20 protein-coding genes and 1 tRNA gene are annotated in these 21900 nt (G+C 72.0%); 13 read left to right on the top strand and 8 right to left on the bottom strand.

Annotation, left to right across the window (positions count from 1 at the left end; all coding sequences use genetic code 11):
• Window positions 1-316 precede the first annotated feature (316 nt).
• From ACIBW6_RS20185 to ACIBW6_RS20170, 4 genes are all read right to left on the bottom strand, one after another.
• A complete protein-coding gene (locus ACIBW6_RS20185) occupies window positions 317-1171 on the bottom strand; it encodes an S-methyl-5'-thioadenosine phosphorylase (RefSeq protein WP_399061369.1) in 855 nt (284 codons plus the stop codon).
• 149 nt (window positions 1172-1320) lie between these two features.
• The gene (locus ACIBW6_RS20180; protein WP_399061367.1) at window positions 1321-1665 is read right to left on the bottom strand and encodes an FmdB family zinc ribbon protein; all 345 of its coding nucleotides are present in this window, start codon (window positions 1663-1665) and stop codon (window positions 1321-1323) included.
• A 69-nt stretch (window positions 1666-1734) separates the two neighbouring features.
• Window positions 1735-3024, bottom strand: a complete 1290-nt coding sequence (locus ACIBW6_RS20175) for an MFS transporter (RefSeq protein ID WP_399061365.1) — start codon at window positions 3022-3024, stop codon at window positions 1735-1737.
• Between the two features lie 249 nt (window positions 3025-3273).
• Window positions 3274-4743 carry a potassium/proton antiporter gene (locus tag ACIBW6_RS20170; protein WP_399061363.1) on the bottom strand — a complete coding sequence of 490 codons (1470 nt, stop codon included), beginning with the start codon at window positions 4741-4743 and terminating at the stop codon, window positions 3274-3276.
• 219 nt (window positions 4744-4962) lie between these two features.
• Here ACIBW6_RS20170 and ACIBW6_RS20165 point away from each other — a divergent pair, with 219 nt between their 5' ends.
• Window positions 4963-7719, top strand: coding sequence for a penicillin acylase family protein (locus tag ACIBW6_RS20165; RefSeq protein WP_399061361.1), 2757 nt, complete (start codon window positions 4963-4965; stop codon window positions 7717-7719).
• Between the two features lie 76 nt (window positions 7720-7795).
• Here the strand turns inward: ACIBW6_RS20165 and ACIBW6_RS20160 are convergent, their stop codons facing one another.
• Window positions 7796-8425 (bottom strand): 5-formyltetrahydrofolate cyclo-ligase, encoded by a 630-nt coding sequence (locus tag ACIBW6_RS20160; protein WP_399061360.1) that lies wholly within the window; start codon window positions 8423-8425, stop codon window positions 7796-7798.
• Between the two features lie 93 nt (window positions 8426-8518).
• On the opposite strand from ACIBW6_RS20160, the gene galU reads away from it, so the two are divergent.
• From galU to ACIBW6_RS20125, 7 genes are all read left to right on the top strand, one after another.
• Window positions 8519-9421 (top strand): UTP--glucose-1-phosphate uridylyltransferase GalU, encoded by a 903-nt coding sequence (gene galU, locus ACIBW6_RS20155; protein WP_399061358.1) that lies wholly within the window; start codon window positions 8519-8521, stop codon window positions 9419-9421.
• Between the two features lie 4 nt (window positions 9422-9425).
• Window positions 9426-10778 (top strand): gephyrin-like molybdotransferase Glp, encoded by a 1353-nt coding sequence (glp, locus tag ACIBW6_RS20150; RefSeq protein ID WP_399061356.1) that lies wholly within the window; start codon window positions 9426-9428, stop codon window positions 10776-10778.
• A 185-nt stretch (window positions 10779-10963) separates the two neighbouring features.
• Window positions 10964-11455, top strand: a complete 492-nt coding sequence (gene moaC / locus ACIBW6_RS20145) for a cyclic pyranopterin monophosphate synthase MoaC (RefSeq protein WP_399061354.1) — start codon at window positions 10964-10966, stop codon at window positions 11453-11455.
• Window positions 11452-11964: a molybdenum cofactor biosynthesis protein B gene (locus ACIBW6_RS20140; protein ID WP_399061352.1), complete on the top strand. Its 513-nt coding sequence runs from the start codon at window positions 11452-11454 to the stop codon at window positions 11962-11964. The genes moaC and ACIBW6_RS20140 overlap by 4 nt, the downstream gene beginning before the upstream one ends.
• Complete coding sequence (locus tag ACIBW6_RS20135; RefSeq protein ID WP_399061537.1) at window positions 11961-12629, top strand: GNAT family N-acetyltransferase; 669 nt, start codon at window positions 11961-11963, stop codon at window positions 12627-12629. Before ACIBW6_RS20140 ends, ACIBW6_RS20135 begins: the two co-directional genes overlap by 4 nt.
• A gap of 172 nt (window positions 12630-12801) precedes the next feature.
• Window positions 12802-13968, top strand: coding sequence for a gephyrin-like molybdotransferase receptor GlpR (gene glpR, locus ACIBW6_RS20130; RefSeq protein ID WP_399061351.1), 1167 nt, complete (start codon window positions 12802-12804; stop codon window positions 13966-13968).
• 70 nt (window positions 13969-14038) lie between these two features.
• Window positions 14039-14112: transfer RNA gene (locus tag ACIBW6_RS20125), tRNA-Ala, on the top strand.
• 136 nt (window positions 14113-14248) lie between these two features.
• Here ACIBW6_RS20125 and ACIBW6_RS20120 read toward each other — a convergent pair.
• Window positions 14249-14755, bottom strand: coding sequence for a GNAT family N-acetyltransferase (locus tag ACIBW6_RS20120; RefSeq protein WP_399061349.1), 507 nt, complete (start codon window positions 14753-14755; stop codon window positions 14249-14251).
• A 46-nt stretch (window positions 14756-14801) separates the two neighbouring features.
• Between ACIBW6_RS20120 and ACIBW6_RS20115 the strand changes: the two genes are divergently transcribed.
• Window positions 14802-15626, top strand: a complete 825-nt coding sequence (locus ACIBW6_RS20115; RefSeq protein ID WP_399061347.1) for an exodeoxyribonuclease III — start codon at window positions 14802-14804, stop codon at window positions 15624-15626.
• A 49-nt stretch (window positions 15627-15675) separates the two neighbouring features.
• On the opposite strand, the gene ACIBW6_RS20110 is transcribed toward ACIBW6_RS20115, so the two are convergent.
• Window positions 15676-16932, bottom strand: a complete 1257-nt coding sequence (locus ACIBW6_RS20110) for a recombinase family protein (RefSeq protein WP_399061345.1) — start codon at window positions 16930-16932, stop codon at window positions 15676-15678.
• 319 nt (window positions 16933-17251) lie between these two features.
• Window positions 17252-17878 carry a MerR family transcriptional regulator gene (locus ACIBW6_RS20105; protein WP_399061534.1) on the bottom strand — a complete coding sequence of 209 codons (627 nt, stop codon included), beginning with the start codon at window positions 17876-17878 and terminating at the stop codon, window positions 17252-17254.
• A gap of 223 nt (window positions 17879-18101) precedes the next feature.
• Between ACIBW6_RS20105 and ACIBW6_RS20100 the strand changes: the two genes are divergently transcribed.
• The 4 genes from ACIBW6_RS20100 to ACIBW6_RS20085 all read left to right on the top strand — a co-directional run bounded on the left by ACIBW6_RS20100 (window position 18102) and on the right by ACIBW6_RS20085 (window position 21793).
• Window positions 18102-19655 carry a flavin-containing monooxygenase gene (locus tag ACIBW6_RS20100; RefSeq protein ID WP_399061343.1) on the top strand — a complete coding sequence of 518 codons (1554 nt, stop codon included), beginning with the start codon at window positions 18102-18104 and terminating at the stop codon, window positions 19653-19655.
• A complete protein-coding gene (locus ACIBW6_RS20095) occupies window positions 19652-20599 on the top strand; it encodes an alpha/beta fold hydrolase (protein WP_399061340.1) in 948 nt (315 codons plus the stop codon). Before ACIBW6_RS20100 ends, ACIBW6_RS20095 begins: the two co-directional genes overlap by 4 nt.
• On the top strand, window positions 20596-21471 hold the full coding sequence (locus ACIBW6_RS20090; protein WP_399061338.1) for an SDR family oxidoreductase: 876 nt from the start codon (window positions 20596-20598) through the stop codon (window positions 21469-21471). Before ACIBW6_RS20095 ends, ACIBW6_RS20090 begins: the two co-directional genes overlap by 4 nt.
• A 115-nt stretch (window positions 21472-21586) precedes the next feature.
• Window positions 21587-21793, top strand: coding sequence for a hypothetical protein (locus ACIBW6_RS20085; protein WP_399061336.1), 207 nt, complete (start codon window positions 21587-21589; stop codon window positions 21791-21793).
• The last annotated feature ends 107 nt before the right edge of the window (window positions 21794-21900 follow it).

Here is a 21900-nt window from a genome sequence, read left to right as displayed (position 1 = left end):
CCTGTGGGTCGCGCCGGTCGAGTCGCCCGCGTCGCGAAAAGACGCGCGAACCGATCGGTCGGGTCGGGTGCGGACGGGCCGTGCGCCCGTCTCGCCGACCACGATCCACCGCCGGGCTCACCCCCGCTGAGCCCCGTGCACTACCCGCCGGTTGTGGACAACGTGGTCACCCCGCCGCCCTCGTCCCCGCCCGGGCTCGTGCCGTGCCCGCCCGCCGCGGAGAACCCCGTCACCCCTGCCGGTGCCACCCGCGCGCCCTCACGGCAGCCCGATCCCCGGATCCATCCCGCCAACGCCCCCGTGCCCCCGCGCCCCCTTACGGCAACCGGATCCCCGGGTCCATCCCGCCCAGCGCCCCCGCGCACAGACAGTCCCGTTCCGCGGTGGCCGGCAGCCCCGCCACCGCGTCGAACAGCACCGTCCGCAGCCGGTCCACGTTCGCCGCGAAGACCTTGAGGACCTCGTCGTGCGAGACGCCCTCGCCGCTCTCGGCGCCCGCGTCGAGATCGGTGACCAGCGTCAACGACGTGTAGCAGAGCTCCAGTTCCCGGGCGAGCATCGCCTCGGGGTGGCCGGTCATGCCCACCACCGACCAGCCCATCGCCGCGTGCCACCGCGACTCGGCGCGGGTGGAGAAGCGCGGGCCCTCGACCACGACGAGCGTGCCGCCGTCCACCGCCTCCCACTCCTTGCCGCGTGCGGCCCGCAGGGCGGCCGCGCGGCCCGTGGGGCAGTACGGGTCGGCCGGCGAGACGTGCACGACGTTCGGCACGGTGCCGTCCGGCAGCGGCAGCCCGTCGAAGTAGGTCTGCGTCCGTGACTTCGTCCGGTCCACGAACTGGTCCGGCACCAGCAGCGTCCCCGGCCCGTACTCCGGCCGGAGCCCGCCGACCGCGCACGGCCCGAGGACCTGGCGCACGCCCACCGAGCGCAGCGCCCACAGGTTGGCGCGGTAGTTGATGCGGTGCGGCGGCAGGTGGTGCCCGCGTCCGTGCCGGGGCAGGAAGGCGACCCGGCGCCCGGCCACCTCGCCCAGGAAGAGGGAGTCGCTGGGCGCTCCGTAGGGGGTGTCGACCTGGACCTCGGTCACGTCGTCGAGGAACGAGTAGAACCCGGAGCCGCCGATCACACCGATCTCGGCGTCGGGGCGTGTGTGCGTAGTGGTCGCCATGGTCAGCACAGTAGCCAAGGGCGGGAACGCCGAAGACCCCGCCGTCGGGGACGACAGGGTCTCGTAAGACGTCTCGCGCGAAAGCGTGCGGCTAGGCGGCTGACGATGACGGACGCGCGGTTAGGCGGCCGGCGACGACAGACGCGCGGCTAGGCGGCCGACGACGAGCTGGAAGAGCTGGTGGAGCTGCTGGAGCCGGAGCTCGCGGACGTCGACGAGCCGGCGGAGCTCGGCTTGGCGTCCGGCGTCGACTTCGTCTCCGCGGACTTCGACTCGCCGGCCGGCTTCGCGGACGCCGGGCTGCTGCTCGACGAGGAGCCACGGCTGTCGTTGCGGTAGAAGCCCGAGCCCTTGAAGACGATGCCGACGGCCGAGAAGACCTTCTTCAGGCGGCCCTTGCACTGGGGGCACTCGGTGAGAGCGTCGTCGGTGAACTTCTGCACCGCCTCGAGGCCTTCGCCGCACTCGGTGCACTGGTACTGGTAAGTCGGCACTGTGTCTTCCTCCTGGCACTCTCACTCGATGAGTGCTAACGACGATCCATAGTGACCTATTCCGCGAGATCAGTCCACTGCCGCCGGTACGCGGTGACCCACGCCACGCGCCACGGTCCGCCCCGGGGCCGGCGGCACCAGCCGCGAGCGCAGCAGGAACATCACCACCAGGGCGAGCACCGTGCCGCCCATCGGGACGAGGAATCCGGCCCCGTCCCAGAAGCGGTCCTCCAGCTGTCCGGCCACTGTGACGGCGGCCGCCTGGCCGAGCGCGACGGCCCCGGTCAGCCAGGTGAAGGCCTCGGTGCGCGAGTTCGCCGGGACGATCGACTCGACGAGGGTGTAGCCGGTGATCAGCGAGGGCGCGATGCAGACGCCGACCAGCAGGCCGAGCCCCGCGAGGAGCAGGACGGAGTGCGCCGCCCACAGGCCGGACGCGGTCAGCGCCAGGGCGGTGTAGCCGACGAGCAGCCGGCGCTGCGGCGCGGCCTTCCAGGCGACGGCGCCGCAGACGAGGCCGGAGAGCATGTTGCCCGCGGCGAAGGTGCCGTACAGGACGCCGTTCAGGCCGGGTTCGCCGATCGCCTCGGTGTAGGCGGCGAGCGAGACCTGCATGCCGCCGAAGACGGCGCCGATGCCGAGGAACGTCACGATCAGCACCCGTACGCCGGGCACGCGCAGCGCGGAGACGTGCTCCCCGCGCGCGTGGGCGTCGAGGGAGCCGGCCGTCGGGGTCGGCTGGGTGCCCTTCTGGGCGGCGAACAGCAGGCCGCCGACGAGGGTGAGCGCGGCCTCGGTGACGAGCCCCGCGGCCGGGTTGACGCCGGTGCACAGGGCCGTGGCGAACAGCGGGCCGAGCACGAACGTGAACTCGTCGGTGACCGACTCGAAGGCCGCGGCGGTCTGCATCAGGGGCGAGCCCTGGAGGGTGACGCCCCACCGGGCCCGCACCATCGGCCCGACCTGGGGCGTGGACGCGCCGGTCGGCACGGCGGCGAGGAACAGCGTCCAGGTGGGCGCCCCGGACAGGGCCAGCGCCGTCAGGGCGAGCCCCGAGGCGCTGTGCACGAGGACGCCGGGCAGCAGGACGGCCCGCTGGCCGAAGCGGTCGGCCAGCTTGCCTCCGTAGGGCGCGAACAGCGCCATGGAGACGCCGGTCGTCGCGGAGACCGCGCCCGCGGTCCCGTACGAGCCGGAGGTGTGCTGGACGAGCAGCACGATGGAGATGGTCAGCATCGCGAACGGCTGGCGTGCCGCGAAGCCGGGGAGCAGGAACGTCCAGGCTCCGCGCGTGCGCAGCAGCTGTCCGTAGCCCGGGCGGGTGGTCGAGGTGCCGGGAACCGTGGCCTTCTGTGGCACGGCTCTCGCCTTTCTGCCGCCTGGTAGTCCGCCGGCCTCCTGGTCGAGGGGCCGCAGGACCGAGAGCCGTCCTCACATGCGCCGGGAACCGAGTGATACCAGCGGCCCGCGCCAGGAGAGGCCCTGGACCATGCGACGGGCACGCCGGGTGGGCGTGGTGCCGCAAGGGGACCGCGGCCGCTTTGCGGTCGCGCCGGCTCTACGTCAGGCAGAGTCGGTGGTTCGTGAAACTTTGTCTACCGGACCATGTTAACGGGCGGTTTCGCCCCCCGTGCCCAGCCAGCCCGCCAGCTTGCCGCCGTGCGCGACGGCCCGCAGGCGCGCCTCCGCGGCGTCGCGCACCGGGTCGGTGGCCACGACGAGGAGTTCGTCGCCGTGCCGCAGCACCGTGGTGGGGCCGGGCACGAAGGACGTGCCCTCGCGGACGACCAGGGTGACGGCGGCGCCCTTGGGCAGCCGCAGCTCGCCGACCTCCACGCCGTGCATCCGGGAGCCGCGCGGGACGGAGACGGAGAGCAGGTGCCCGCGCAGCCGCTCCAGGGGCGCGGACTCGATGCCGAGGTCGGCGGCGGTCTCCGAGGAGCCCAGGCGCAGCTTCCTGGCCAGCCAGGGCAGCGTGGGCCCCTGGATGAGGGTGTAGACGACGACCAGGACGAAGACGATGTTGAAGATCCGCCGGCTGCCCGAGACGCCCGTCACCATGGGGATGGTCGCCAGGATGATGGGGACGGCGCCGCGCAGGCCCGCCCAGGACATGAGGGCCTGCTCCCGCCAGGGGACGCGGAAGGGCGCCAGGCTCACGACCACCTCCAGGGGCCGTGCGATCACCGTGAGGACGAGCCCGATGATGAGCGCGGGCACGATGTCGTCGGCCAGCTCGTGCGGCGTGACGAGCAGTCCGAGCAGCACGAACATGCCGATCTGCGCGATCCAGCCGAGTCCCTCGGCGAAACCCCGGGTGGCGGGCCAGTGCGGCAGCCGGGCGTTGCCCATGAGCATGGCGGCCAGGTAGACGGCGAGGAAGCCGCTGCCGTGCGCCATGGCGCCCGCCGCGTACGCGACGGTGGCGATGGCCATCACGGCGATCGGGTAGAGGCCGGAGGCGGGCAGGGCGACGTGCCGCAGCCCGTAGGAGCCGAGCCAGCCCACCGCTAGGCCGGTCGCGGCGCCGATCGCCAGCTCCAGGGCGATCTCGCCTACCAGGACGTACCAGTGCTCCACCGGGCCGGCCGTCGAGAAGGCGACGACAAGGATGACGACAGGTGCGTCGTTGAAACCGGACTCCGCTTCCAGGACGCCGGTGATGCGCGTGGGAAGCGGCACCTTACGCAGGACGGAGAAAACGGCCGCCGCGTCCGTGGAGGACACCACCGCGCCGATGATGAGGGACTGGTGCCACTCCAGGCCGACGAGGTAGTGCGCGCCCGCCGCCGTCACCCCCACGCTCACCGCGACGCCCACGAGCGAGAGGGCCACGGCCGCCGGGAGCGCCGGCCGGATCTCCTTCCACTTCGTGCCCAGGCCGCCCTCGGCCAGGATCACGACGAGCGCGGCGTAGCCGATGACCTGGGTCAACTCGGCGTCGCTGAAGGAGACGTCGCCGATGCCGTCCTGGCCCATGGCGATGCCGATGCCGAGGTAGAGCAGCAGGCTGGGCAGGCCGCTGCGCGAGGAGACGCGCACCGCGGCGACCGCGATGAGCAGCACGAGCGCGCTCACGAGCAGGAGCTGGTTGAGGTGGTGGACAGTCAGGGGCCGGTCCTTCCGCGAGCGAGGTACTTCGTTACCTTACCTAATCGTTAACGCTTTCTTGATGCTCGGGCCCCGGCCCGGCCCCGCGTGCCCGGTGCCCGCATCCCGACTCCGCGTCCGGGCCCGCTCCGCACTGCTCGTATGGTTGCTCCAGCCAGCCGCTAGCGAAGGACAGCAAGGATCGCGATGCCCTCCACTACGAACGCTCCTTCCGGTCGCCAGTCCGGCAAGAAGAAGGGGCGCCGAGCCCGACTGCTCGTGATCGTCCTCGTGTTGGCCGTCGTCGCGGGCATCGGATACGGCGCCTACTGGGGCGTCGACAGCGTCCGCGCCTCCTTGCCGCAGACGACGGGCTCGGTCGAACTCGACGGTCTCGACGGGCCGGTACAGGTCAAACGGGACGGCTACGGCATCCCGCAGATCTACGCCTCCTCGGACGAGGACCTGTTCATGGCCCAGGGCTTCGTCCAGGCGCAGGACCGGTTCTACGAGATGGACGTGCGCCGTCATACGACCTCCGGGCGGCTCTCCGAGATGTTCGGCAAGGGTCAGGTCAAGACCGACGAGTTCCTGCGCACCCTGGGCTGGCACCGGGTGGCGCAGCGCGAGTACGACTCCACGCTCTCGCCCGCGACGAAGAAGTACCTCCAGGCGTACGCCAAGGGGGTCAACTCCTACCTGGGCGGCAAGAGCGCCAAGGCGATCTCCGCGGAGTACGTGGCGCTCGGCTTCGAGAACGACTACAAGCCGCAGAAGTGGACCCCGGTCGACTCGGTGGCCTGGCTGAAGGCGATGGCCTGGGACCTGCGCGGCAACATGCAGGACGAGATCGACCGGTCCCTGATGACGAGCCGCCTCACCGCGAAGCAGATCAAGGACCTCTACCCGGAGTACCCCTACGACCGGCACAAGCCGATCGTGCAGGAGGGCGGCTACAACAGCGTCACGCAGACGTACGACCCGACGGCCTCCGGCAGCCAGACGCAGAGCGGCACCTCCGGGGCGGCCGGTACGGGCCTGGCGGGCGGCACACAGGCCCCCAGCGGCCTCCAGAGCCAGCTGGGCGGCCTCGCCGACGTCCTGGACCAGATCCCCGACTCCGCGGGCCTGGGACCCAACGGCAACGGCATCGGCTCCAACTCCTGGGTGGTCTCCGGCGACCACACCATCACCGGCAAGCCGCTGCTCGCCAACGACCCGCACCTCGCGCCGCAACTGCCCTCGGTCTGGTACCAGATGGGCCTGCACTGCACGAGCGTCTCGGCGAAGTGCCAGTACGACGTGAGCGGTTACACCTTCGCCGGCATGCCGGGCGTGGTCATCGGCCACAACCAGTCCATCTCCTGGGGCCTGACCAACTCGGGCGCCGACGTGACCGACCTCTACCTGGAGCGGTTCGACGGCGACGGCTACCAGTACGACGGCAAGACGGTCCCCTTCAAGACGCACGAGGAAGTCATCAAGGTCGCCGGCGGCGCCTCCAAGACGATCACCGTGCGCGAGACCAACAACGGGCCGCTGCTGTCCGACCGCAACGACGAACTCGTCAAGGTCGGCAAGAAGGCCCCGGTGGGCGCCACGGCGCCGGACCGCGGCGACGGCTACGGCATCGCGCTGCGCTGGACCGCGCTCGACCCCGGCAACACCATGGACGCCGTCTTCGAGATCGACAAGGCGAAGGACTGGTCCGAGTTCCGTGCGGCGGCCGCCGACTTCCAGGTGCCCTCGCAGAACCTCACGTACGCGGACACCGAGGGCCACATCGGCTACCAGCTGCCCGGCCGCATCCCGTTGCGCGGCGAGGGCGACGGCTCGCTGCCCTCGCCCGGCTGGGACGCCGACTACAAGTGGACCGGCTACGTCAAGCAGGCCGAGCTGCCCTACGAGTACGACCCGAAGCGCGGCTACATCGTGACCGCCAACCAGGCCGTGGTCGGCAAGGACTACCCGCACACGCTGACCACCGACTGGGGCTACGGCACCCGCAGCCAGCGGATCACCGACCTCATCAAGTCGAAGATCGACGGCGGCGGCAAGATCTCCACCGACGACATGCGCCTGATGCAGATGGACAACAGCAGCGAGATCGCCAAGCTGCTCGTGCCCAAGCTGCTCAAGATCGACGTCAAGGACAAGTACGTCCGCCAGGCGCAGCAGCTCCTGGAGAACTGGGACTACACCCAGAACCCGGACTCGGCCGCGGCCGCGTACTTCAACTCCGTGTGGCGCAACATCCTCAAGCTCGCCTTCGGCAACAAGCTGCCCAAGGAGCTGCGGGTCGAGGGCCAGTGCCTGTATGTCACGCCGGTCGACAACACCGGCCCGGCCGACGAGGACCGCAAGGTCCGCGAGTGCGGCCAGCGCGACGCCCACTCGGCGCAGCCGGACGGCGGCGACCGCTGGTTCGAGGTCGTGCGCAAGATCATCGACGATGAGAAGAACGGCTGGTGGAAGACGCCGGGCAGCCGCAACAACGACCCCACCACCACCCGTGACCAGCTGTTCAAGCGGGCCATGGACGACGCCCGCTGGGACCTGACGGCCAAGCTGGGCAAGGACATCGACACCTGGAGCTGGGGCCGGCTGCACAAGCTGGAGCTGAAGAACCAGACCCTGGGCACCGAGGGCCCCGGCTGGCTGCAGTACGTGCTCAACCGCGGCCCCTGGAAGCTCGGCGGCGGCGAGGCGGCGGTGAACGCCACCGGCTGGAACGCGGCGGGCGGCTACGGCGTCGACTGGGTGCCGTCGATGCGCATGGTGGTCAACCTGGACGACCTCGACAAGTCCAAGTGGATCAACCTCACGGGCGCTTCGGGCCACACCTACAGCGCCCACTACACCGACCAGACCGACAAGTGGGTCAAGGGCGAGCTGCTGCCGTGGCGCTTCACGGACAAGGCCGTCGCCGCCGACACCTCCGACACCCTGGTGCTCAAGCCGTAGGACAGCGGTAGTGAAAAGGGGCCTCCACGCGCGCGTGGAGGCCCCTTCTCGCATAGGTCGCCTTACGCCTTGGGCCTTACGCCTGTGGGAAGCGGCGCGTGCCCGAAGGCGTCACCACGGCGTGCACGGCCTTGTCGTGCGCCTCCGCCGGGACGTGCGCGACGACTTCGGAGTCGTAGAGCAGCACCACGCGCGCGGGGTGCGCCCCGGCCGCCTCGATCCGCGCGAGGACCCGGTCGTAGGAGCCGCCGCCGCGGCCGAGCCGCATCCCGCGCGCGTCCACCGCGAGCCCGGGCAGCAGGACGACGTCCGCGGCCGTCACCGCCTCGGGCCCGAGCCGCTCGCCGCCCGGCTCCAGCAGCGCGATGCGGCCCGGATGCCGCATCTCGACGAGCGAGGCCGGCCCGGTGTAGGCCCCCCAGTCCAGGTCGTTGTCGGGCAGCAGTGCCGGCAGCAGGACCCGCGTCCCGCGCGCGCGGAGCGCGTCGAGCAGCGGCCCCGTCCCGGGCTCGGAGCCGACCGAGACGTACGCGGCCACGGTGCGGGCCCCGGCCAGCTCGGGCAGCTCGAAGGCCCGCTCGGCGAGGGCCGGCCCCGTCTCCCGTACGACATCCGATGGCAATGTCCTCCTCACCGCCAGGAAAGCCCTGCGCAAGGTGCGCTTGTCAGGGTTGGCCGCGCGTGCGCTTTCTGGGTGGCGGTTCATGGCCGACTCACAGGTTTCTCCTATTCCGTACATATGTGTACCGGCATAGCGGACCCACAGATTCCGCCCATACGTGCCGGATATGGTGACGGCATGACTGACGCGCACACCAGGATCACCAAGGCTGTCATTCCTGCCGCAGGTCTCGGCACCCGGTTCCTGCCGGCCACGAAGGCGACTCCCAAGGAGATGCTTCCGGTGGTGGACAAGCCGGCGATCCAGTACGTGGTCGAAGAAGCCGTGTCCGCGGGGCTCGACGACGTCCTCATGATCACGGGCCGCAACAAGCGGCCGCTGGAGGACCACTTCGACCGCAACTACGAGTTGGAGTCGGCGCTTCAGAAGAAGGGCGACGCCGCGCGTCTTGCCAAGGTGCAGGAGTCGAGCGACCTGGCGACGATGCACTACGTGCGGCAGGGCGACCCGAGAGGGCTGGGGCACGCGGTGCTGTGCGCGGAACCGCACGTGGGCCAGGAGCCGTTCGCGGTGCTGCTGGGCGACGACCTGATCGACCCGCGCGATCCGCTGCTGGCGCGGATGGTCGACATCCAGGAGCGGCACGGCGGCAGCGTGGTGGCCCTCATGGAGGTCGCGCCCTCGCAGATCCACCTCTACGGCTGCGCCGCGGTCCAGGCCACCGAGGAAGGCGACGTGGTCAAGGTCACCGACCTGGTGGAGAAGCCGGACCCGGCGGACGCGCCGTCGAACTACGCGGTCATCGGCCGCTACGTCCTGGACCCGCACGTCTTCGGCATTCTCCGCACGACCGAGCCCGGCCGCGGCGGCGAGATCCAGCTGACCGACGCCCTGCAACAGCTCGCCGCGGACGAGAAGATCGGCGGCCCGGTGCACGGCGTCGTCTTCACCGGCCGCCGCTATGACACCGGCGACCGAGGCGACTATCTGCGTGCCATTGTCAGACTCGCATGCGAACGTGAGGACCTGGGACCGGACTTCCGGTCCTGGCTTCGCAGTTACGTCACCGAGGAGATGTAGCACCTTGAGCAGCGCGACCACCTCGTCCCCTGTCGGCCGCCAGCACCTGTGGTCGGTCGACGAGCACCTGGAGGACATCCTCAGCACCGTCCGCCCGCTCGACCCCATCGAGCTGCAGATCCTCGACGCCCAGGGCTGCGTGCTCGTCGAGGACGTGACGGTCCCGGTCGCGCTGCCCCCGTTCGACAACAGCTCGATGGACGGGTACGCGGTGCGCGTCGCCGATGTCGCCGGGGCCGGCGAGGAGTACCCCGCCGTGCTCACCGTGATCGGTGACGTCGCGGCGGGCCAGAGCGAGCAGCCCACCGTCGGCCCCGGCCAGGCCGCCCGCATCATGACCGGCGCCCCGCTGCCGCCCGGCGCCGAGGCCGTCGTCCCCGTGGAGTGGACCGACGGAGGGCTCGGCGCGGGCCCCGTCACCACCATGACGGCCCACTCCAGCGCCCCCGGGGGCGCCTCCGGCGAGGTCCGCGTCCACCGCCCGGCCGAGGCCCGCGCCCACGTACGCGCGCAGGGCAGCGACGTCCGGGCCGGCGACCGCGCCCTCACCGCGGGCACGGTCCTCGGACCGCCGCAGATCGCCCTGCTCGCCGCCATCGGCCGCGGCACCGTACGCGTGCGCCCTCGCCCGCGAGTGGTCGTCGTCTCCACCGGCAGCGAACTCGTGCAGCCCGGCGAGTCGTTGAGCCACGGCCAGATCTTCGACTCCAACAGCTTCTCCCTGACGGCCGCGGCCCGGGACGCCGGAGCCATCGGCTACCGCGTCGGCGCGGTCGCCGACGACGCCGAGACCCTCCGCTCCACCATCGAGGACCAGTTGATCCGCGCCGACCTCGTCGTCACCACCGGCGGCGTCAGCGTCGGCGCGTACGACGTCGTCAAGGAGGCCCTCTCCTCGATCGGCGACCCGGACGAGGAGGGCGGCATCGGCGCGGGCAGCGGCGTCGAGTTCCGCAAGCTCGCCATGCAGCCAGGCAAGCCGCAGGGCTTCGGCTCCGTCGGCCCCGACCACACCCCGCTGCTCGCCCTGCCGGGCAACCCGGTCTCCAGCTACGTCTCCTTCGAGCTGTTCGTCCGGCCGGCGATCCGCGCCCTGATGGGCCTGCCCGACGCCATCCTGCGCCGCCCCAGCACGCGCGCGGTGCTCACCACCGACAAGGCGCTGACCTCCCCTGAGGGCCGTCGCCAGTTCCTGCGCGGCACCTACGACGCCGAGGCGGGCACGGTCGCCCCGGTCGGCGGCTCCGGCTCGCACCTCATCGCGGCGCTCGCCCAGGCGGACGCGCTGATCGTGGTCGCCGAGGACGTCACGTCGGTGGAGCCCGGCACCGAGGTGGAGGTCGTCCCGCTGGGCTGAGAGCCTGCCGTCGCACCCCCGTCCGCTCTCTGCCCCCGTCTGCGCCCCGTCGCCCGGCCGGGCCCCCGCGTCCGGTTCCCGGCGGCCCGGACCCGCTGTTCCCGCGGCGCCCGCGATACCGTGTCGCGCACAACAGTCCGGCGCGCCGCACCGCGCACGGCTCGGATCGGGAGCGCCACAGCACCATGAGCACTTCGCAGGACCGACTCACCCACCTCGACGAGGCGGGCGCCGCCCGCATGGTCGACGTGTCGCAGAAGGACGTCACCGCGCGCACCGCCCGCGCCAGTGGCCGCGTCGTCGTCTCGCCGCGCGTGGTCGAACTGCTGCGCGGCGAGGGCGTGCCGAAGGGCGACGCGCTCGCGACCGCCCGGATCGCCGGGATCATGGGGGCCAAGCGGACCCCGGACCTGATCCCGCTCTGCCACCCGCTGGCCGTCTCCGGCGTGCGGCTGGACCTGACGGTGGCCGACGACGCGGTGGAGATCCTCGCGACCGTGAAGACCACGGACCGCACGGGCGTCGAGATGGAGGCCCTCACCGCGGTCTCCGTCGCCGCGCTCACCGTCGTCGACATGGTCAAGGCGGTCGACAAGGGCGCGGTCATCACGGACGTGCGCGTCGAGGAGAAGACCGGCGGCAAGTCCGGCACCTGGCAGCGCGGGGACCGGTCATGACCGGGTCCTACCGCGCCCTCGTCGTCACCGCCTCGAACCGGGCCGCCGCGGGCGTCTACGAGGACAAGGGCGGCCCGCTGATCGCCGAGGCCCTGCGCGCGGCGGGCTTCGCCGTCGAGGGCCCCCAGGTCGTGCCGGACGGCGACCCCGTGGAGGCCGCGCTGCGGGCCGCGGTCGAGGCCGCGTACGACGTCGTCGTCACCACCGGCGGCACCGGGATCTCCCCGACCGACCGGACCCCCGAGGCCACGGCCCGCGTCATCGAGCGCACCGTCCCGGGCATCCCCGAGGCGATCCGCGCGTACGGGCGCGAGCACGTGCCCACCGCCGCGCTCTCGCGCGGCCTCGCCGGAGTCGCGGGCCGCACCCTGATCGTCAACCTGCCGGGGTCGAGCGGCGGCGTGCGGGACGGCCTCGCGGTCCTGGAGCCGCTGCTCGTCCACGCCGTGGACCAGCTCCGCGGCGGTGACCATCCCAGACCCGACGCCGACCCGGGGGGTGCGCGCTGAACAGCCCGTCCTGGCCCGTCGTCCTGGTGGAGGGCGACGTCGTCCTGCGCCCGATAAAGCTGCGCGACCAGAGCGCCTGGCGGGACGTCAACCGCCGCAACCGCGACTGGCTGCGCCCCTGGGAGGCGACCATCCCGCCGCCCACTCCGAGCGGCCCGATCGCGCACCGTCCGACCTACCGGCAGATGGTGCGTCACCTGCGCGCGGAGGCGAACGCGGGCCGCATGCTGCCCTTCGTCGTGGAGTACCAGGGCCGCCTCGTCGGCCAGTTGACGGTCGCCGGGATCACCTGGGGTTCCATGTGCTCGGGCCACGTCGGGTACTGGGTGGACCAGGGCGTCGCCGGGCGCGGAGTGATGCCCACCGCCGTCGCGCTCGCCGTCGACCACTGCTTCCGCACGGTGGGCCTGCACCGCATCGAGGTCTGCATTCGTCCGGAGAACGGGCCGAGCCGCCGGGTCGTGGAGAAACTCGGATTCCGCGAGGAGGGGCTGCGCCCACGGTATCTCCACATCGACGGCGGCTGGCGGGACCACCTCGTCTTCGCGCTCACCGCCGAGGAGGTGCCCGAGGGGCTGCTGCGCCGCCTGCGGCGCGCCCAGCGCGGCAACTCCGCAGGTCCCGGGGGTTCCAACGCCATCGACCCCGGCGCCTCCTCAAAATAAAATAAATGTTCGAAATTGATCGGCGGGCGACCGCGGGAGTCATTGAATTCCCGTCCCGGGCGGCCAGTTGATCGCACCAGTCGCAAAAAAAGCTCGAAATATCAGCCAGATCGTGCGACACACCGGCTCAATTGGCGGATGGCTTCCCGCAAACCCCTCTACGGTGTGAGGCGTGAGCAGCAGCGGCCTCATCTACGCAGTCATCGTCGGGGCCTGGGCCGCCTACTTGGTGCCGATGTGGCTCCGTAGGCAGGACGAGCTGAACGAAGCCCGTCCGACGGAACGCTTCAGCACCGCCATCCGACTTCTGTCCGGACGGGCGGGCATGGAGCGCCGGTACGCCAAGGACCTGCAGACGCGCTCGCCGGAGACGGAAGAGCGGCGCGGCGCCCCGGACGGTTCGGACGCGATCACCGAAGCGGTGGACGTCCGGCCCCCCGTCGTACCCCCGCCCGCCGAGCGACCGCGCCCCGAGGCCCGGCCCGAGCCGCGTTCCGAGGCGCATCCCGAGGCCCGCCCCGAGCCGCGCCACGAGCCCGAGCACCAGCCGGAGCCCGCGGCCACGCCCCGCCGCCCCCGCGTCTCCTCCGCCGAGGCCCAGGCCCGCGCCCGGCGCACCAAGGTGCTCGCGCGCCGCCGCCGCACCACCGTGCTGCTCTTCATCGCCTTCAGCATCGGCGCCGTCGTCGCCGGAGTCGGCGGCATCGCGTTCCTGTGGGCACCCGCCGCACCCGCCCTGTTGCTCAGCACCTACATCGTCTACCTGCGGGCCCAGGAGCGACGCCGCTTCGCCTACGTCATGGACCGCCGCCGCGCCGAGATCGCCGCGCAGCGCCTGCGCGAGCGCCAGCCGCGCCGGCGCCAGCCCACCGCCCGGCGCGGCGCCGCCGACGACGCGGAGGACGGTCCAGACACCGAGACCGGCACCGGCACCGGGCTCGATTCCCTCGCCGCCGACCGGCGCGCGCTCGTCGAACAGACCGACCACGCCGAGTGGGTCGACCAGCAGCGCGAGCGCCAGCACCGGCCCGGCCCCGGCGAGAGCTGGGACCCCGTCCCCGTCCCGCTGCCCACGTACGTCACCGCCCCCGTCGCCCCGCGGGCCGGCGGCGGCATCGACTACGGCGCCCCCGAGACCTGGAGCGCCGCCCGCTCCTCCGCCGCGGAGTCGGCCGCCGCGGAACCCGCGCAGGAGCCGGCCGCCGACGACGGGCGCAGCGACGCCCGCCGCGCCGCCTCCGCGCGCCGCTCCCGCGAGCGCGGGCGCACCCCGCTCTTCGACCAGTACGACGCCGGCGCCGCCGGTTCCGACGGGCGGCCCCGGGCCGCCAACGAGTGACCCGGCTGACCTGCCAGGGAACGGATTTCCAAGCACCCCGATCGGGATGCTAGAGTTTCACTCGTTGCAAGGGCCTGTGGCGCAGTCTGGTAGCGCACCTCGTTCGCATCGAGGGGGTCTGGGGTTCAAATCCCCACAGGTCCACCGCAATTGAGAACCCCGCCGGGTCACCCCGGCGGGGTTCTTGCTGTGCCCGGTGCGATTCTCGCCATGTCCGGTGAGGCGGCCCGCCGGAGCAGGCCGCCCGGGGCCACCCGAGCCGGTGCGGTCCGTCGAGCGGCTACAGCGCCTTCGCGTAACAGCGGCTCAGCTCCTCGAAGCGGTACAGCCCGAACCTGGCGCACGGCTCGTAGCCGCTGGAGACGTAGAGCGCTATCGCCTCCGGCTGCTTCGTCCCCGTCTCCAGGACCATGCGGGTGCGGCCCGCCGCGCGGGCGTCCGTCTCCAGCTCCGCGAGGATCCGCCGGGCCAGGCCCAGGCCGCGCGCCTCCGGAGTGACGTACATCCGCTTGAGCTCGGCGTCGCCGTCCGCGTACTCCTCCTCGTTCGCGTCCTGGGCGCGCCAGCCGCCGGTCGCCAGCGGGGTGCCGTCCGCGTCGTACGCGATCAGGTACAGGCCGCGCGGCGGGGAGAACATCGTCGGGTCGAGCGGTGTGACATCGCCCTCATCGCCGTAGCGCTCCGCGTACTCGAGCTGGACGCGGTCGTTCAGGGCGCGCGCGTCGGGGTGGTCGAAGGAGACGCGCCGCAGCACGGGCGCGGTGGCGGACACGGGATGAATACTCATGCGATCGATCGTATCTCTATGCTGGTCGGTACGGGGTACCCGCCAAGTGTGCCGGTACCGTGGCCCGGTGCTGACAGTGACCACCGTGAATGTGAACGGGCTCCGCGCCGCCGCCAAGAAGGGCTTCGTCGAGTGGCTCGCCGGGACCGAAGCCGACGTGCTGTGCCTCCAGGAGGTGCGCGCCGAGCCGGAGCAGCTCCCGGCCGGGGTGCGGGAGCCCGAGGGCTGGCACGTCGTGCACGCCCCGGCCACCGCCAAGGGGCGGGCCGGCGTCTCGCTCTACACGCGGCGCGCGCCGGAGCGGGTGCGGATCGGCTTCGGGTCGGACGAGTTCGACGCGAGCGGCCGGTACGTGGAGGTCGACCTGCCGGGCGTCGTCGTCGCCAGCCTCTACCTGCCCTCGGGCGAGGTCGGGACGGAGCGGCAGGACGAGAAGATCCGCTTCATGGCCGAGTTCCTGGAGTACCTCAAGGAGCTGCGGGTGCGGGCCGCCGCCGACGGCCGCGAGGTCGTCGTCTGCGGCGACTGGAACATCGCCCACGCCGAGGCCGACCTGAAGAACTGGCGGGCCAACAAGAAGAACTCCGGCTTCCTCCCCGAGGAGCGCGCCTGGCTGACCCGGGTCCTCGACGCGGCGGACGGCGGCTACGTCGACGTCGTCCGGGCCCTGCACCCGGACACGGAGGGGCCGTACTCGTGGTGGTCGTACCGGGGGCGGGCTTTCGACAACGATGCAGGATGGCGGATCGACTTGATCGTTTCGACCCCGGGGCTGGCGGCCAGGGCGGTCAAGGCCTATGTGGAGCGCGCCGCCTCTCATGAGGAGCGCTGGTCGGACCACGCGCCTGTGACGGTGGCGTTCGACAAGTAGGCGGTGAGGGGCGGGGCGCGCAGGTCGCGTGCCCCGCAGGGGGTACCGGTCAGGCTGCAGGGTCCGAAGGTGCGCCCATCGCCAAGGTCAGTCGTGAGGTGTCCGGTCCTGAGAGCCCGTCCACGCCTCCACCGCAGCGGCCCTTGGTGACCGTGACCCGTGCTCCGGCGGCCTGGAGGTCTGCCCGGCTCACCGGTCCGCCGGCTCCTGTCGCCGCTCGGTAGCCGTCGATCACGTAAGTCTCCAGCCAGTCCGATCGCATGGCGGCTGCCGCTGGGCACCGCAGGCCGTTCGCGGGTGCGGCGCAGACGTAGTCCCCGTAGATGTAGGGCTTGCGCGGCCTGAAGTACATGCGGCCGCCGCAGGCACCGCAATGCGCGACGCGAGTCAGCAGATGGGAGCCGGCGCCCCTGGAGCGCCTGGGGCCAGGGGACCGAGCTGTCAGGAGGTCCTGCAGGGTGTGGAACTCGCTTCGACTCAGTACCGGTGCGCCGATCAGTACCGGGCGGCCGTCCTCGTCGAGAACCGAGCGCCCGCGATGAAGGCGGTGTCCCATCAGCGAGGGCGAGCGCAGGACCTTCGAGAGTGTCCCCGACGTCCAACGGAATCTGTCGAAGGTATGTCCGTGTCGGACGCCGCCGGTGGAGCGGCCTTGTAGCAGCGCGTGGTGGTCGCGGGGTACGGGAGTGTTCCGGTCGTTGAGATCGCGGGCGATGGCCGTGAGCGAGTCCCCTTGGTGGACGCGGTCCACGATGTGGCGCACGAGGGCAGCTGACTCGACGTCCGGGGCGAGGCACCAGCCGGTGCCCGACGGATGGGGCGCTTTGCGGTACCCGAACGGGACAAGGCCGCCGTATCGACCGGTCGCTCGCAGCGCCTCATGAGCGCCTGTGAGGCGCGCCGAAAGGGCGTGAGCCTCCTGCTCGGCGATGTAAGCCAGGTCCATGCACCGTCGGATGGTCCTGCCGTCACTCAGAGGCGTGACGACGAGAGGTCGTTCCTCCCCCGGCATGACGAACACGAGGGTCTTTTCTTGCTCCTCCGCCCATTCGAGCAGCTCGGACATGTGGTTGACGGAGCGCACGGCGCGGTCCACGTGGGACCAGACGATGGCGTCGTATTCGTCGGGTTTGCGCAGCCACGGTGCCAGGGCCGGCCGTTCGAAGGGGGATGTCTTTCGTGCCGAGACCCCGAGGTCGGCTGCTTCGGCGATGACGGTCAAGGCGAGTCGAGCCGCGCCTTGCTGGATGGCTGTTCGTTGCCTGCCGGGCGATGTGGTCACCGTGGTGACGTTGCTGAGGCGCACGACGCCAAGGGCTCTGTGAGGTGCCTCCGGAGCCGGTGTCGGCGGGAGCGGGCCAGAACTATGCTCGGGCATGTCGGGACTCCAGGGAGTGTCGGCCGTGCCCCGGGGCTGGTCGGACAGCCGCCGGGGTCAGTCGGCTCAACTCTCGGTGCGCGCATGCCGCTTCAGGTTCGAACAGGTGTGATGTACCTCGAAGGTGTGAGCGCTTTGGTGAGTTCGGCGATCGCGTCAGGCGCCAGTTCGAAACAGGGCATGGCTGACGTCGGGGGCGACCGGGGCCGGGCGGGATGCCGGCCGCGGATGCTGAGCCCGGCCCGGGTCAGGTCTCGGGGTGGGGGTTCAGGTGGCGGTCCAGGGCCATCGAGAGTTCCGCCTCCACCACCGACTTGGCCAGCGGGCGCAGGCGTTGGACGTCGTGCCGGGTGCCGTGGGCGAGGACCATCTCGGTGAAGAGGGCGGCCATGGCCTCGGCGTGCTCGCGGACCCGGCTCGCCGCCGCGAGGACCTCGGCCAGCGGGATGCCCTCGCGGACCAGGGCGGCCGAGACCTCCAGCAGGCGGTGGCTGACGTGGACGATCTCCTCGCCGTCGGTGCCCAGGTAGCCGAGGTCGAGGGCCGCCTGGAGGTTCTCGGGGGTGTCCTGGCCGGCGAAGTGGTCGGCCAGTTCCTCGGGGGTGAGGCGGACCGGGGTCTCCTCGGTGGGGCCGCCGAGGCCGAGTAGCTCGCCGACGTCGCGGCCGCGGTCGAAGGCCTCGGACAGCTCGGCGATGCCGTTGAGGGTGTGGCCGCGGTCCAGGAGGGCGGCGATCGTGCGCAGCCGCGTCAGGTGCGTCTCGTCGTACCAGGCGATGCGGCCCTCGCGGCGGGGCGGCTTGATGAGGCCGCGCTCGCGGTAGAAGCGCACGGTGCGCACCGTGGTGCCGGCCGCCCGCGCCAGCTCCTCCATCCGGAACTCGCGGAGCGCGCCGGCGCCGCCGTGGGCACCGGGCTCGTCGGCCTTGCCGGCCGCGCGGCCGGGTTCCGTCACTTCTTTCGCCACCCCGGAACCCTATGCCGTACCGCGGGTAAGTTTCCTCGGCCGGACCCCTACCCATCAGTACGGAGCTGCTCTACGCTCCGAATCACGCCAGTGTTCACTGGCAGAGTCGCGCGGCAAGGGAGGCGCCGGGATGACCGAGCGGGAGCACGAGCACGTACGGGTGGCGGTGATCGGGTCCGGCTTCGGCGGGCTCGGCGCCGCCGTCAGGCTGCGCCGCGAGGGCGTCACGGACTTCGTGGTGCTGGAGCGGGCCGGCGCCGTCGGCGGCACCTGGCGCGACAACAGCTATCCGGGCTGCGCCTGTGACGTGCCCTCCCACCTGTACTCGTTCTCGTTCGCGCCGAACCCCAACTGGCCGCGCACCTTCTCGGGGCAGGAGCGCATCCGGGAGTACCTGGAGCACGTCGCCGACGTCTTCCGGCTTCGTGCGCACATCCGGCTGAACTCCGAAGTGCACGAGGTGCGGTGGGACAGCGAGCGGCTGTGGTGGGAGGTCGACACCGCGTCCGGGACGCTCACCGCCGACGTCGTCGTCTCCGCGACCGGGCCGCTCTCCGACCCGAAGACGCCGGACGTCCCGGGGATCGGCACCTTCCCCGGCAAGGTCTTCCACTCCGCGCGCTGGGACCACGGCTACGACCTGCGCGGCAAGCGCGTCGCCATGATCGGCACGGGCGCCTCCGCCATCCAGATCGTGCCCGCGATCCAGCGCGACGTCGCGCACCTCACCCTCTTCCAGCGGACCCCGCCCTGGGTCATGCCGCGCGCCGACCGTGCCATCACCCGGGCCGAGCGCTGGCTGCACCGGCAGCTGCCCTTCACCACGCAGGCGCGGCGCGGACTGCTGTGGGGCATCCGGGAGTTGCAGGTCCAGGCGTTCACCAAGCGGCCCGACGAGCTGGGCGTGGTCGAGCAGCTGGCCAAGCGGAACATGTACCGGGCGATCAAGGACCCGGCGCTGCGCGCGAAGCTCACCCCGGACTACCGCATCGGCTGCAAGCGGATCCTGCTGTCGAACACGTACTACCCGGCGCTCGCCCAGCCGAATGTCGACGTGGTCGCGTCCGGCCTGCGCGAGATCCGCGGCGGCACCCTGGTGGCGGCCGACGGCAGTGAGGCCGAGGTGGACGCGATCGTCTTCGGCACCGGGTTCCACGTCACGGACATGCCGATCGCGCAGCGCGTCATCGGCGTGGACGGGGTCAGCCTCGCCGAGAGCTGGAAGGGCGGGATGGCCGCGCTGCGCGGGGCCACCGCGGCGGGTTTCCCGAACTTCATGACGGTCATCGGCCCGAACACCGGGCTCGGCAACTCCTCGATGATCCTGATGATCGAGGCCCAGCTGAACTACCTGGCCGACTATCTGCGGCAGTTGCACGTGCTGGGCGGCCGGGCCGCGCTGACCCCGCGCCCGAGCGCCGTGGCCGGCTGGAACAACCGCGTCCAGGACCGGATGAGGCGGACCGTGTGGAACACCGGCGGCTGCACCAGCTGGTACCTCGACGAGAACGGGCGCAACACGACCGTGTGGCCCGGCACCACGACCGAGTTCCGGCAGGCCACGCGCCATGTGGACGTGGGGGAGTACGAGGTGCTGCGGCCGCCGGCCGCGGCGCCGCGGGCCTCCGCGGCGGCGGGTCCGGCGGAGCAGGATTCGACGGAGAAGGAAGTGAGCGCCGCGTGAGCCGGCTGACGCACATGAGGACCGGGCCCTTCGCACCGCCCGCCGCCGCCCGCGAGCTGACCGCCGTCTCGGCGGACGGGTCGCGGCTGCACGTCGAGGTGCACGGCCCCGACGGCGCGCCCGCGGTGGTGCTGTCGCACGGCTGGACCTGTTCGACGGCGTTCTGGGCGGCGCAGATACGTGCCCTCGCGGGCGACCACCGGGTGATCGTCTACGACCAGCGCGGGCACGGGCGGTCCCCCGCCGCCACGCGACTGCCGTACACCGCGGACATGCTGGCCGACGACCTGGAGGCGGTGCTCGGCGCGACGCTGGCGCCGGGGGAGCGGGCGGTGCTCGCCGGGCACTCCATGGGCGGCATGACGATGATGGCCGCGGCCGGGCGGGAGAAGTTCGGCGAGCACGCGGCCGCCGTGCTGCTGTGCAGCACCGGCAGTTCGCGGCTGGTCGCGGAGGCGACCGTGGTGCCGCTGCTCGTCGCGGGCGCGCTGCGGACCCGGCTGACGCGCTCCGTCCTCGGGTCGAAGGCGCCGCTCGGGCCGGTCACGCCGCTGGGCAAGCGGATCCTGAAGTTCGCGACCATGGGCCCCGGCGCCGCACCGGACCGGGTCGAGGCCTGCGCGCACATCGTGCACGCCTGCCCGCGCGGGGTGCGCCACGGCTGGTCGCACGTCCTGGAGACGCTGGACATGGACGGGGCGCTCGACGCGCTGACGCTGCCGGTGGCCGTGCTCGGCGGCACCGTGGACCGGATGACGCCGATCGTGCACGCCCGGCGGATCGCCGCCGCGCTGCCGCACTGCGTCGGGCTGACCGAACTGCCCGGCCTCGGCCACATGACACCCATCGAGGCGCCCGAGGCCGTCACGGAGAAGATCCGCGAACTGGCCTTCGCCTACCTGGAATCAGAGTCGCAGTCGCAGAAGGGGGCGGATGTCGCATGAGCAAGGTCAGCCTGGAGGGTCAGGTCGTCGTCGTCACGGGGGCGGCGCGCGGCGTCGGGGAGCTGCTCGCCCGCAAGCTGTCGGCGCGCGGCGCGAAGATCGCGCTGGTCGGTCTGGAGCCGGACGAGCTGAAGCAGGTCGCTGGCCGGCTGCACGCCGACGCCGACTGGTGGCACGCCGACGTCACGGACCACGAGGCGATGGCGCGGGTCGCCGCGGCGGTGAAGGAGCGGTTCGGCAAGGTCGACGTCGTGGTGGCCAACGCCGGTGTGGCCACGGGCGGCCCCTTCGTCGACTCCGACCCGCTCGCCTGGCGCCGGGTCATCGAGGTCAACCTCATCGGCTCCGCCGTGACGGGCCGCGCCTTCCTGCCGCTGCTGACGCAGTCGCGCGGCTACCTGTTGCAGATCGCCTCGCTCGCCGCGATCACCCCGGCGCCGATGATGTCCGCGTACTGCGCTTCCAAGTCCGGTGTGGAGGCGTACGCGCACAGCCTGCGGGCCGAGGTCGGCTACAAGGGCGTGCGGGTCGGGGTCGGCTATCTGTCCTGGACCGACACCGACATGGTGCGCGGCGCCGACCAGGACGACGTGATGCGCGAGCTGCGCCAGCGGCTGCCGTGGCCGTCGAACAAGACGTATCCGCTGGGCCCGGCCGTCGACCGGCTGGTGGACGGCATCGAGCGGCGCTCGTCGCACGTGTACGCGCAGTGGTGGCTGCGCGGCATGCAGGGCATCCGCGGCTACCTGCCCGGGATCATCGGCTCCGTGGGGCAGCGCGAGATGCGGCGCTTCGAGCCGCGGCTGGGCAGTGTGTCGCGGGGTCTGGTGGGGGCGGGCGGCGCTGCCGACGAGACCGTACGGGGGCGCTGACCTGCGGTTTCCCTACCCGTGCACGGTCCGTTATTGATCGAAATGCGCGGGATGTCCGGGCGTGTCACTCTGGTCGAGCCCCACCCCCCCAACCCACACCGGGAGTGAACACAGCATGGGCATCAAGGACCAGTTCCAGGACAAGGCCAACGACCTCGCCGACAAGGCCCGGGGTTCCATGGGCGACGCCCAGGACCAGGCGCGCGAGCGTGGCCAGCAGGGTCAGGACCAGCTGCGAGAGCGCGGGCAGCAGGGCCGTGACAAGGCCCAGGACTCCGCTCAGCAGCAGCAGGACAAGTTCGACCAGGACTACGACGCCTGACGCTCTGTCCTGAGCGAAGTGGGCCCCACCCGGGACGCCGGGTGGGGCCCACTCACGTGGAGGGAGTTCGAGCCGCCCCCCAGGGTCATCGACGGCCCCCGCTGCCG

The sequence above is a fragment of the Streptomyces sp. NPDC049813 genome (assembly GCF_044465085.1).
Lineage (GTDB): Bacteria > Actinomycetota > Actinomycetes > Streptomycetales > Streptomycetaceae > Streptomyces.
This window is presented reverse-complemented; position numbering and strand designations above follow the sequence as displayed.

Excerpts from the sequence above, each read along its gene's own strand:
- galU (WP_399061358.1), top strand. The coding sequence starts at position 8,519 with ATGACTGACGCGCACACCAGGATCACCAAGGCTGTCATTCCTGCCGCA.
- ACIBW6_RS20165 (WP_399061361.1), top strand. The coding sequence starts at position 4,963 with ATGCCCTCCACTACGAACGCTCCTTCCGGTCGCCAGTCCGGCAAGAAG.
- ACIBW6_RS20185 (WP_399061369.1), bottom strand. The coding sequence starts at position 1,171 with ATGGCGACCACTACGCACACACGCCCCGACGCCGAGATCGGTGTGATC.
- ACIBW6_RS20160 (WP_399061360.1), bottom strand. The coding sequence starts at position 8,425 with ATGAACCGCCACCCAGAAAGCGCACGCGCGGCCAACCCTGACAAGCGC.
- ACIBW6_RS20090 (WP_399061338.1), top strand. The coding sequence starts at position 20,596 with ATGAGCAAGGTCAGCCTGGAGGGTCAGGTCGTCGTCGTCACGGGGGCG.
- ACIBW6_RS20085 (WP_399061336.1), top strand. The coding sequence starts at position 21,587 with ATGGGCATCAAGGACCAGTTCCAGGACAAGGCCAACGACCTCGCCGAC.
- ACIBW6_RS20120 (WP_399061349.1), bottom strand. The coding sequence starts at position 14,755 with ATGAGTATTCATCCCGTGTCCGCCACCGCGCCCGTGCTGCGGCGCGTC.
- ACIBW6_RS20140 (WP_399061352.1), top strand. The coding sequence starts at position 11,452 with ATGACCGGGTCCTACCGCGCCCTCGTCGTCACCGCCTCGAACCGGGCC.
- moaC (WP_399061354.1), top strand. The coding sequence starts at position 10,964 with ATGAGCACTTCGCAGGACCGACTCACCCACCTCGACGAGGCGGGCGCC.
- ACIBW6_RS20105 (WP_399061534.1), bottom strand. The coding sequence starts at position 17,878 with ATGGAGGAGCTGGCGCGGGCGGCCGGCACCACGGTGCGCACCGTGCGC.
- ACIBW6_RS20100 (WP_399061343.1), top strand. The coding sequence starts at position 18,102 with ATGACCGAGCGGGAGCACGAGCACGTACGGGTGGCGGTGATCGGGTCC.